This window comes from Mycobacterium sp., assembly GCF_032162105.1.
Lineage (GTDB): Bacteria > Actinomycetota > Actinomycetes > Mycobacteriales > Mycobacteriaceae > Mycobacterium.
On record NZ_JAVRPS010000642.1, the window covers coordinates 1 to 11,042 of the forward strand.

At 66.9% G+C, this 11,042-nt stretch carries 12 protein-coding genes; 4 read left to right on the forward strand and 8 right to left on the reverse strand.

Translation table 11 applies throughout. From position 1 onward, the window contains the following. Positions 1-725, reverse strand: a 725-nt coding sequence (locus QOC69_RS32345; RefSeq protein ID WP_526446579.1) for an alpha/beta hydrolase, incomplete at its 3' end; no start/stop codon positions are given. Beyond that, positions 722-1,789: a saccharopine dehydrogenase NADP-binding domain-containing protein gene (locus tag QOC69_RS32350; RefSeq protein WP_526446580.1), complete on the reverse strand. Its 1,068-nt coding sequence runs from the start codon at positions 1,787-1,789 to the stop codon at positions 722-724. The genes QOC69_RS32350 and QOC69_RS32345, both read right to left, overlap by 4 nt. A 59-nt stretch (positions 1,790-1,848) precedes the next feature. On the opposite strand from QOC69_RS32350, the gene QOC69_RS32355 reads away from it, so the two are divergent. After that, positions 1,849-2,433 (forward strand): TetR/AcrR family transcriptional regulator, encoded by a 585-nt coding sequence (locus tag QOC69_RS32355; RefSeq protein WP_526446581.1) that lies wholly within the window; start codon positions 1,849-1,851, stop codon positions 2,431-2,433. Here QOC69_RS32355 and QOC69_RS32360 read toward each other — a convergent pair. Then, positions 2,430-4,139: an amino acid permease gene (locus QOC69_RS32360; protein WP_526446582.1), complete on the reverse strand. Its 1,710-nt coding sequence runs from the start codon at positions 4,137-4,139 to the stop codon at positions 2,430-2,432. The genes QOC69_RS32355 and QOC69_RS32360 overlap by 4 nt on opposite strands. A gap of 180 nt (positions 4,140-4,319) precedes the next feature. Between QOC69_RS32360 and sigJ the strand changes: the two genes are divergently transcribed. Then, on the forward strand, positions 4,320-5,255 hold the full coding sequence (gene sigJ / locus QOC69_RS32365) for an RNA polymerase sigma factor SigJ (protein WP_526446583.1): 936 nt from the start codon (positions 4,320-4,322) through the stop codon (positions 5,253-5,255). Here the strand turns inward: sigJ and QOC69_RS32370 are convergent. From QOC69_RS32370 to sdhC, 5 genes are all read right to left on the reverse strand, one after another. After that, positions 5,215-5,823 (reverse strand): carboxymuconolactone decarboxylase family protein, encoded by a 609-nt coding sequence (locus tag QOC69_RS32370; RefSeq protein WP_526446584.1) that lies wholly within the window; start codon positions 5,821-5,823, stop codon positions 5,215-5,217. The two genes, sigJ and QOC69_RS32370, sit on opposite strands and share 41 nt — an antisense overlap. A 111-nt stretch (positions 5,824-5,934) precedes the next feature. Further along, on the reverse strand, positions 5,935-6,714 hold the full coding sequence (locus tag QOC69_RS32375; protein WP_526446585.1) for a succinate dehydrogenase/fumarate reductase iron-sulfur subunit: 780 nt from the start codon (positions 6,712-6,714) through the stop codon (positions 5,935-5,937). A gap of 1 nt (position 6,715) precedes the next feature. Continuing rightward, positions 6,716-8,509 carry a succinate dehydrogenase flavoprotein subunit gene (gene sdhA, locus QOC69_RS32380; protein ID WP_526446586.1) on the reverse strand — a complete coding sequence of 598 codons (1,794 nt, stop codon included), beginning with the start codon at positions 8,507-8,509 and terminating at the stop codon, positions 6,716-6,718. Positions 8,510-8,561: 52 nt separating this feature from the next. Further along, on the reverse strand, positions 8,562-8,981 hold the full coding sequence (locus QOC69_RS32385) for a succinate dehydrogenase hydrophobic membrane anchor subunit (RefSeq protein WP_526446590.1): 420 nt from the start codon (positions 8,979-8,981) through the stop codon (positions 8,562-8,564). An 89-nt stretch (positions 8,982-9,070) separates the two neighbouring features. After that, complete coding sequence (gene sdhC, locus QOC69_RS32390) at positions 9,071-9,496, reverse strand: succinate dehydrogenase, cytochrome b556 subunit (RefSeq protein WP_526446587.1); 426 nt, start codon at positions 9,494-9,496, stop codon at positions 9,071-9,073. A 253-nt stretch (positions 9,497-9,749) separates the two neighbouring features. Between sdhC and QOC69_RS32395 the strand changes: the two genes are divergently transcribed. Next, on the forward strand, positions 9,750-10,157 hold the full coding sequence (locus QOC69_RS32395; protein ID WP_526446588.1) for a cytidine deaminase: 408 nt from the start codon (positions 9,750-9,752) through the stop codon (positions 10,155-10,157). Further along, positions 10,154-11,042: thymidine phosphorylase (locus QOC69_RS32400; protein ID WP_526446589.1), on the forward strand; the 889-nt coding region annotated here is incomplete at its 3' end. The genes QOC69_RS32395 and QOC69_RS32400, both read left to right, overlap by 4 nt.

An 11,042-nucleotide genomic window follows, 5' to 3' on the forward strand; every position in this document is an offset into this window, starting at 1 on the left:
ACCATCAGCAATGGGCAACGAGTACGTCGGGCGCGCCGAACCGGCCGGCGCACCGTGACGTCCAGGACAGAGCGGGCGGTGATGTCGTTGGGCCAGGAGTCGTCGCCTGGGTCGAGGCGGGCGTAGCCGGCCATCGCGTCTTCGGTGGCGATCACCCCCAACTGGCCCGAAGGCACGCTGACTTGCAGGTAGTGCGGTGGCCGGCCGAGCGCCGATCCGAACAAGTCAGCCACGGCGTGGGCGGCGAGCCGGAGCCCTCGGGACAACGGTATCTGCGCGACTCCGGCCAGGCCGTCCACCAGCGGGCACTGTGCGATGGCACCGGCCAGCCCGGGCTCAGCTGCGGCCAGTTCGACGCCGTGCATGCCGGCAAACGAAGTGCCCCAAACGAATACACGCGTTGTATCGAACTCAGCGTGGGCGCGCACCCAGGCCAGTACCGTGCGGTAGTCGTCCAGCTGACGGCGAATCGATAGCAGCTGTCTGGGCTGTCCGGTAGAGCGGCCCCAATGTCGGTAGTCGAACACCACCGCCGCGAACCCGCCGTCGGCGAACCGCTCGGCGAATGGGGCCAGCCCCGCGGCCTTCACCCCGCCGATGCCGTGGGCCATCACGACGACGGGGTGCGGACCAGGTCCATCGGGCAGGTACACCCAGGCGTCAATCTCTTCGCCGTGGCCTGCCGGTATCCGAACGTCGGTCCGTCGGCTGAGGTCGCTGGTCATGGGCTGACGTGTCCCTTCGTGATGATCTCGCCGCCGGTCTGCCTGGCCAAGTCGGCACCGAACAGCGCACCGGGAGTGAAGGCCCCGCGCGTTGTCGACGCTTCGCCCAACTGCCCGGCCGCCAAGGCGGCGACCCGTGCGGTGAACGCGTAGCCCTCTCCGGTACGCAGCCACGCCTCCCGACGTGTGCCGTCGGCCCACTCCAGTCGCGCGTACGCCCAGGAGACGTTGCCGGTCTTCACCGGTGGCGTGAGGCGCATCCGGGTGATCAGACGTTGCGCGGTGGCCCGGATCGGCCGCACGGCCAACAACGCCGACATCGCAGGCATGACCGCTCGCGCCGCCCGCCCGCTCGGTATCTCGCTGGAGTATGCGATCACGTCGCGGGCATCCGATGCCCGCCGCGCAGCCTCGAGTTCACCGGTCGGTACCGCGAGTACGTCTCTCGGCGGCGCGTCAGGGATCGGGATCCGTTCGTGGTCCGCGCCAAGCCGGCGACGGACGAGTTGTCCGTCCCGGTATCGTCTGCCGCCGTAGGCAATTGCGTCGACGGCGCTGGCAAGCACCGACGATCCGAGCTCCTGCACGGCGGGTACGGCGGCGACCACGGCGCGCGCTGCCGCAGGTCGATCACTTCGCAACTCGATCACCAGCGCCTCGGTGGCCAGCACCCCAAAACCGGCCCCGGTGACCAGCGTGACGCCCCGGCGTCTGGCCTCGTCGTCGAGTTCGAGCAACTCCCGCACCGGCTCGAGCTCGTTGGCCTGGTCCAGATAGTGCACTCCGGCCGCAAGGCAGGCCTGGGCAAGAGGCACGGTCGTCGCGCTGTATGGGCCGACCGCGTTCACCAGGACGGCGGGCCTTTCGACGGGTATCAGCCCGACCAGCTCGGCGACCCCGGAGACCACCCTCGTACGCACCGGCCCGCCCACGGTTCGAGCCACCGACGCGAGCTTGTCCTGATCGCGCCCAACGAGAACGACGTCGGCACCGCCCTCGACCAGTTCGCGAGCGACCCCGCGTCCACTGAGGCCAGTTGCGCCAAATATCCAGATTGCTTTCATGGCTATTAACGATACACTCTGCATCGTTAATAGGTCAAACCGTAAGGTGCGAAACGCTGATGTCAGGTCTTCGAGGTCGCCCGCGCGACAACGCATTGGACACCGCGATCGCCGACGCCACGGCGTCGGTGCTGCTGTCCGACGGCTATGCCGCCGTGAACATCGATCGCGTCGCCAAGCTCGCCGGCACCACCCGCGCGGCGATCTACCGTCGGGCGAGGACGCGAGGCGAACTCGTGGTCGGGTTGCTGGTGAGCCGATTCGGATCCGACCCCGCCCCGGACAGTGGGCAGCTGCGCCGCGATCTACTGCTACTGCAGCGGCTGCAACGCGAATTCTTCGCCCATCCGGTGATCCAGGCCGGGTTGGCCGGGGTCCTCAGTGACATCACCGTCGACGACGATCTCGGCGGTGTGTTCTACGAGCGGTTCATGGCGCCCCGCCGGCGCTCGGTCGCGGCGATGCTGGCCCGCGCCGCCGACCGCGGTGAGATTGCCCCGGTCGAACGACCGGACATCGTTTCGGACCTGCTGACCGGCCCGCTGCTGCTGCGCGCCGTGCTGCCCACCATCGGTCCGATGGACGACACGCTCCTGACGGCGACCGTCGAGGCCGCCGCGAACGCCTGTGCTCCCGCTCGCTAAACCGTCGGCGGCGTTGAGCCGCCCTTGGTGAACTCCTCGCCCGTCGCGGGATCGATCGCCGTCTCGCCTTCGGGCAGGTTGGACAGGTCCGGCAGACCGAAGTGCGCCACCGAGGCGGTGGCCGGTTCCAGGAGCAGGTCGGCGCGGCGCGGCAGGGTGACGCCCTTGAAGAAGCCTGGCGACATCAGCCGCCAGATCACCATCAGGATGAGTCCGAGGACCAACGCACCGATACCCACCACTGCCACGGCGCCGAAGCCCAAGATCGTGACGTTGTTGCCGTCGTCGTCGGTGAGCCAGTCCGGTTTGGCGTACTGCAGCAGACCGTAGATGAAGACGACGAGCAGGATGGTCCCGCCCAGTAGCGGGACGACGCCGCGCATGACGAAGTCGCGCACCGACCCGGTCAGGGTCTTGCGGTAGTACCAGACGCAGGCGAAGCCGGTGAGCCCGTAGTAGAAGGCGATCATCAACCCGACCGACCCGATCAATGCGGTCAGCAGGTTGACGCTGATCAGCGTAAACAGGACGTAGAACCCGATCGAAACGGCGCCCATCACGATCGTCGACGTGGTGGGCGTGAGGTACTGGCGGTGGATCTTTGCGAACGAATCGGGCAGCGCCTTGTACACACCCATCGACAGAGTGGTTCGTGCCGTGGGCAGGATCGTCGTCTGCGTAGACGCGGACGCCGAGGTCAGAATCGACGCCGACAGCAGCAGCAGGCCGATCTTTCCAAGGATGCTGTCACCGAACAGGTCTGGGCCGATGGAGGCGAAGACGTCACCGGAGTTGTCCGGATTCCCCAATCCGATGCCGTCGGTGCCGACGCCGGCGAACGCGACGATCGACACGGTGACCAGGGCGTAGGTCGCCAGCAGCAGGAAGGTCGACAGCACCGCGGCCTTACCGGGTGTGGTGCCCGGGTCGTCGGACTCCTCGTTGCAGGCCACCGCGGTGTCCCAGCCCCAGTAGATGAAGATGGTGGTGAGAATCGCCGGGGCGATGATCGTGCCGAAGTCCAGTCCGCCGGGCCAGAACCAGGACAGCGACGGGAACAGTGAGTAGTCCTCGGCGTTGTGGGTGTACACCTTGTACAGCGCGACCACCGAAAGAATCACCAGGACAACGAGTTCGATGCTGAGCAGCGCGTACTGGATGCGCGCCGACACCTCGATGCCGCGGTAACAGATGTAGGTCATCACGATGATCCAGATGACGCCCGCGACGGTCGACCACAACGTGCTATCGGCCAAGTCCGCGACCGAGTGCCAGCCCAAGTCGCCGACGAAGGTGAACGAGTACGCGCCGGCGATCTGGGCCAGGTTGGCCATCACGATGACGTCGGCGGCGATGATGCCCCAGCCGCCGAGCCAGCCGATGATTGGCCCGAAGGCGCGCGACGCCCAGGTGAAGGTGGTGCCGCAGTCAGGTTCGGCCTTGTTGAGTTCCTGATAAGCCACCGCGATCAGATACATCGGGATGAACGCGATGAGCACGATGGCCGGCGCCTTCACACCCGACAGCAGCGCGCCGCCGCTGGCCACGATGAGACCCAGGGTGGCGGCCAGGCTGTAGGCCGGGGCAGTGGATGCCATGCCGACCACTACGCTCGACAGCAGGCCCAGCGCCCCGCCCTTGAGACCCTTGCTTTCGACCGTCGACCCGGAGCTTCCCGGGTCGACGGCGGTATCACCTGTGCTCACGCGTTCCCCTTGTCATGTAGCCGAACCGTTGGAGAATACGGTTTCAGTCGTCGAATCGCGTGTCAACAACGAAATTCGTGCCACTAGTGCTTCAAGGCTTGGGAATTTGGCGGCTTGGACGGCATATCGCAACGTTCCCACGCCGCCGTCGATGCGGGCGACCTCACTAGACTTGGGGCTGTGACAACGGCGCAAAGGACCGACGAATTCGAGGGACTGCGTTCACATCTGCTGTCCGTTGCCTACCGGCTGACCGGTACGTTCGCCGATGCAGAAGACGCGGTACAGGACGCCTGGCTGCGCTGGCACGCGCTGGGGCCCGATCGAGACGGCATCGACGATCTGCGGGCGTGGTTGACGACAGTGGTGAGCCGCATCGGGCTCGACCGGCTGCGATCGGCGGCCCACCGGCGCGAGACCTATTTCGGCGAGTGGCTGCCCGAACCCGTGGTGACGCCGCTCGACCGGTCGGACCCGCTTGCGGCGGTCGTCGCAGGGGAGGACGCCCGGTTCGCCGCGATGGTGGTGCTCGAACGGCTGACCCCCGATCAGCGGGTGGCGTTCGTCCTGCACGACGGCTTCGCGGTGCCGTTCGCCGAGATCGCCGACGTGCTCGGAGTCACCGCGGCGGCGGCCCGCCAACTCGCGTCGCGGGCCAGGCGCACGGTCGCCGATGCGGAGGCGCCGGCGCGCGATGCGCCGCACTCCGCCCCCCATGATGAGGTGGTCGGCAGGCTCATGGCCGCAATGGCGGCGGGGGACATGGCCGCCGTCGTCGCCGTGCTGCACCCGGACGTGACGTTCACCGGTGACTCGAACCGCAAGGCGCCCACCGCCGCCCGCGTCATCCACGGCTCCGACAAGGTGTCCCGCTTCATCCTCGGGTTGGCCAAGCGTTACGGCCCGCGGTTCTTCGAAGTCGGGCAGCTGGCCCTCGTGAATGGTGAACTCGGGATCTACAACGAGCGCGTGGCCATGGACGGTGAGTGGCCCGAATTGCAGCCGCACATCCAGGCGCTGACCGTCCGCGATGGAAAAATCTGCGCCATCTGGGATGTCGCGAACCCGGAAAAGTTCAGCGGTTCGCCGATGCGGCAGGCCCCGAATCCTCTGTAGCCCACGGAACCTGGCACGCGTCACCGGAGCTGAAGCCCTGTTCGGTGATGCCCAGCGCGGTGTTCATCCGGGCCCGCATGTTCTCGACGCCGATCTGATAGGTCAGCTCCATCGTGCCCGCGTCACCGAATCGCCGCCGCAGATCGGCGACCTGCTCGTCGGTGACGGTATGCGGGTCGGTAGTCATCGCGTCGGCGTAGGCGATCGCGGCGCGCTCGTCGTCGGTGAAAAGCGGAGAAGTCGCATACTCGTCCACGGACTTGAGGCGTTCGACGTCGAGCCCGTCGAGACGGATCAGCATGGCGCCGAAGTCGACACACCACGAGCAGCCGACGGTGCGGGCGGTCCAGTACACGGCCAGCTCGCGGATGTTCGACGGCAGCTTCTTCGAGCCGCGCTCCAGCAGCGTCTCGTGGACGGCGTTGGCCACCAGCAGCGGCATGTGGTGCGCGCCCACCGCAAACGGCGCGGGCACCTCGCCGAAGCGCCGCTTGGCGTAGCGGTACATCAGCCGGGCCAGCAGCGGCGCCTTGGCGGGGGGAAGGGCGGGGATTCGTGTCGGGTTCATGCCTCTTGGACGAGACAGCCCCCAAATGTGTGACACCCCCGCTGCGACTCGTGAGCGCAAACCGTCGCTGCGCGAACGTTCGCGCTCACAAATCGCAGCGCGGGTGTGGGACTAGCGGGCGAACAGCAGCGCCCGCTTGACCTCCTGGATCGCCTTCGTCACCTGGATACCGCGGGGGCAGGACTCGGTGCAGTTGAACGTGGTGCGGCACCGCCACACCCCGTCGACCTCGTTGAGGATGTCCAGCCGTTCGGCGGCGGCCTCGTCGCGGCTGTCGAAGATGAACCGGTGCGCGTTGACGATCGCCGCGGGGCCGAAGTAGCTGCCCTCGTTCCAGAACACCGGGCAGCTCGTCGTGCAGCACGCACAGAGGATGCATTTGGTCGTGTCGTCGTAGCGGGCGCGGTCGGTCTGGCTCTGAATGCGTTCCTTGGTGGGCGGATTGCCGCTGGTGATCAGGAACGGCTTCACCGCGCGGAAGGCGTCGAAGAACGGCTCCATGTCGACGACGAGGTCCTTCTCGACGGGTAGCCCGCGGATCGGCTCGATGGTGATGGTCAGCGGCTTGCCCGGCTTCTTGGGCAGCAGGTCGCGCATCAGCACCTTGCAGGCCAGCCGGTTCACGCCGTTGATGCGCATCGCGTCGGAGCCGCACACCCCGTGCGCGCAGGACCGCCGGAACGTCAGCGTGCCGTCGAGGTACCACTTGACGTAGTGCAGCAGATTGAGCAGCCGGTCGCTGGGCAGGCACGGCACCCGGAAGCTCTGGAAGCCTGCCGAATCCGGATCCTCCGGGTTGAACCGGGCGATCTTCATCGTCACCATCACCGACCCCTCGGGGACCGGTGGGGTGTCCTGGGTGTCCTGCTTCTCGATCGCGGGTGCGCTCATGTCAGTACTTCCGCTCCATCGGCTCGTAACGCGTCTGCACCACCGGCTTGTAGTCCAGCCTGACATCGGAGAGCAGGTCGGTGGCGCGATATGCCCCCCCAGTCACTTCGCTCCCGCCCCCTGGAACCTTGTAAGCCATGGTGTGGCGCATGTAGTTGGTGTCGTCGCGGTTGGGGTAGTCCTCGCGGGCGTGACCGCCTCTTGACTCCTTGCGGTTCAGCGCGCCGGCCACGGTGACCTCGGCCAGCTCCAGCAGGAAGCCCAGCTCGATGGCTTCCAGCAAGTCGCTGTTGTAGCGCTTTCCCTTGTCGTGCACCGTGATCCGGGCGTAACGCTCCTTCAGCGCGTGGATGTCGGTCAGCGCCTGCTTGAGCGTCTCCTCGGTGCGGAACACCGCGGCGTTGTTGTCCATCGACTGCTGCAGCGCGCTCCGGATGTCGGCGACCCGCTCGTTGCCGTGGTCGGACAGGATGTCGCCGACCCAGTCGGTCACCATCGACGCCGGCCGCTCCGGCAGGTCCACCAGGTCGTGTCCGAGTGCGTAGTTCGCGGCGGCGATGCCCGCGCGGCGGCCGAACACGTTGATGTCCAGCAGCGAGTTGGTGCCCAGTCGGTTGGCGCCGTGCACCGACACGCACGCGCATTCGCCCGCCGCATACAGACCGGGGACGATCGCGTTGTTGTCCCGCAGCACCTGGCCGTGCACCGTGGTCGGGATGCCGCCCATCACGTAGTGACACGTCGGGTACACCGGCACCAGTTCGGTGACCGGGTCGACGCCCAGGTAGGTTCGGGCGAACTCGGTGATGTCGGGCAGCTTGGCCTCGAGCACGTCCGCGCCGAGGTGACGCACGTCGATGTAGACGTAGTCCTTGTTGGGGCCCGCGCCGCGGCCCTCGAGCACCTCGAGGACCATCGATCGGGCGACGATGTCGCGGGGCGCCAGGTCGACGATCGTCGGCGCGTAGCGCTCCATGAACCGCTCGCCGTCGGCGTTGAGCAGTCGCCCACCCTCGCCGCGGACGGCCTCCGAGATCAGGATGCCAAGGCCTGCCAGGCCCGTCGGGTGGAACTGATGGAACTCCATGTCCTCCAAGGGAAGTCCCTTGCGGAAGATGATGCCAAGGCCGTCGCCGGTCAGGGTGTGCGCGTTGGACGTCGTCTTGTACATCCGCCCCGACCCGCCGGTGGTGAACACGATCGCCTTGGCGTGGAACACGTGGATGTCACCGGTGGCGAGCTCGTAGGCCACGATGCCCGTGGCCACGGGTCCGCCAGGCGTATCCGAGAGCACCAGGTCCAGTGCGTAGAACTCGTTGAAGAACTCGACGTCGTGCTTGACGCAGTTCTGATACAGCGTCTGCAGGATCATGTGGCCAGTGCGGTCGGCGGCGTAGCAGGCGCGGCGCACGGGTGCCTTGCCGTGATCGCGGGTGTGTCCGCCGAAGCGGCGCTGGTCGATGCGGCCCTCGGGGGTGCGGTTGAACGGCATCCCCATCTTCTCGAGGTCGTAGACGGCGTCGATGGCTTCCTTGCACATGATCTCGACGGCGTCCTGGTCGGCGAGGTAGTCGCCACCCTTGACGGTGTCGAACGTGTGCCACTCCCAGTTGTCCTCTTCGACGTTGGCCAGGGCGGCGCACATGCCGCCCTGCGCGGCGCCGGTGTGGCTGCGCGTCGGGTACAGCTTGGTCAGCACGGCGGTGCGCACCCTTGGGCCGGCTTCGACGGCGGCGCGCATGCCTGCGCCGCCTGCGCCGACGATGACGACGTCGTAGCGGTGTTCGGTAATCATCTTCGAAGCACTCCCTGACTCACGAATATCTCCCGTCGCTTCGCTCGCCCGTTCACGAGATGTTCGCGTCGAACGTCAGCAACACGTAGGTGCCCAGCACCAGCGTGAACAAGATCGACAGCGCTAGCAGCGTGTTCAGCCAGAACTTGGTGGAGTCCTTGCGCGCGTAGTCGGCGATGATCGTGCGCATGCCGTTGCCGCCGTGCAGCTGGGCCAGCCACAGCAGCAGCAGGTCCCAGATCTGCCAGAACGGCGACGACCAGCGCTGCGCCACGTAGTTGAAGTCGATCCGATACACGCCGTTCTCCCACATCAACATGATGAAGAGATGGCCGAGCGCGAGGAAGACCAGCACGATGCCGGAGAACCGCATGAACAGCCAGGTGTACTTCTCGAAGTTCGGCATCCCGCTGTTGCGCCGTGGCGCCCTCGGGTTGTCCAGGCCTGCGGGCCGATCGTGGCTGCGCTGCATGATGGGCGCGGGGCCGCCGCGCTCGCTGACGTGGTCGTAGGGATTCTCCGCCCGGCCCGATATCGCCGGCCCTGCGGCTCCGGTGGGGCTCATAGGAACTGCTCCGCCATGTGCATGCCGATCACTCCGATCGCGGCGATGAATACCGCGATCCAGACACCCAGGACCACCCACAGCATCAGGCGCTGGTACTTCGGCCCGTGCTGCCAGAAGTCGATCAGGATGACCCGGATGCCGTTGAGGGCGTGGTAGAGCACCGCCACCACCAGACCCACCTCCATGAGACCGATGATCGGCGTCTTGTAGGTGTCGATGACTTCGTTGTAGGCCTCGGGGCTGACCCGCACCAGCGCCGTGTCGAGCACGTGGACGAAGAGGAAGAAGAAGATGGTGGCGCCTGTGATGCGGTGCAGCACCCACGACCACATGCCCGGGTCGCCGCGATAGAGGGTGCGGCGGCGCGGTGGTGACGATCGCGGAGCCGGTGTGGCGGAATCCGCGGCTGTCTGCGTCATTTCCGAGTACTCACTTCCGTACCTCCAACGGCATCGGTGGACGCTCGGGGCAGCGGGTGGGGACCTCGTGTCTACGTTGCCCAACCTGTGCCCAAACCCTCGGGGCGACTCTAAACCCATTGTCTTGCCGAAAGAACTAGCGTGGTAGCGCCGGCAGCCGTCCCAAAGAAGAAGTTAGGGTTGCCTATCTACGAACTCGGGCCGTGACACGGAGGTTTCGGAATGCATTCAGACTGCCGGGCGCGGAACTGACATGGCGATCGATGTTGACTGGAAATTGTTGCGGGACAGTGCAATCGAGGTCATGTCGCGGGCGTACGCGCCGTACTCGCGATTCCCGGTCGGGGCGGCCGCGCTGACCGACGATGGTCGAATCGTGGTCGGCTGCAATGTGGAGAATGTCTCATATGGCCTAGGTCTCTGTGCCGAGTGTTCTGTGGTCTGCGCCCTGCATTCGGGCGGTGGCGGGCGGCTCGTCGCGCTGTCCTGCGTGGATGCCTCTGGCGGGTTGCTCATGCCATGCGGCCGGTGCCGACAGGTGCTGCTGGAACACGGCGGCCCGGACATGTCGATCGACCATCCGGCGGGCCCCCGTCCGCTGTCCGAACTGTTGCCCGACGCCTTCGGTCCCGACGACATGGCTCGCGTGGAGAACCCGTGACGGAGTTCACCTTCGACGCGCCGACCGTCATCCGGACCAAGCGCGACGGGGGAGTGCTGTCGGATGCCGCGATCGACTGGGTGATCGACGGCTACACACACGGGCGGGTGCACGACGAACAGATGTCGGCGCTTCTGATGGCGATCTTCCTGCGCGGCATGACGCCCGGCGAGATCGCCCGCTGGACGGCGGCCATGATCGGCTCCGGCGAGCGGTTCGACTTCAGCGACATCCGCCGCAACGGCAAGCCACTCGCGTTGGTGGACAAGCACTCCACCGGCGGGGTGGGCGACAAGATCACCATCCCGCTGGTGCCCGTCGTGATGGCCTGCGGTGCCGCGGTGCCACAGGCGGCCGGTCGCGGACTCGGCCACACCGGCGGCACCCTCGACAAGCTGGAGGCCATCGCCGGGTTCACCGCCGAACTCTCCAAAGATCAAATCCGCCAACAGCTTCGAGACATCGGCGCGGCCGTCTTCGCCGCAGGTGACCTGGCGCCGGCCGACCGCAAGATCTACGCGCTGCGCGACGTCACCGCGACCACCGAGTCGTTGCCGCTGATCGCGAGTTCGGTGATGAGCAAGAAGCTCGCCGAGGGCGCCGACGCACTGGTGCTGGACACCAAGGTGGGTCGCGGCGCCTTCCTCAAGACGGAGGCGGAGTCGCGCGAGTTGGCCCGCACGATGGTCGAGTTGGGCACCGCGCACGGCGTCGCCACCCGCGCGCTGCTCACCGACATGGACCGGCCACTCGGACGGGCCGTCGGCAACGCGGTGGAAGTCGCCGAGTCACTCGACGTGCTCGCAGGCGGCGGCCCCGACGACGTGGTCGAGCTGACCCTGGCGCTGGCTCGGGAGATGCTCGACGCGGCGGGGGTCGACGGGA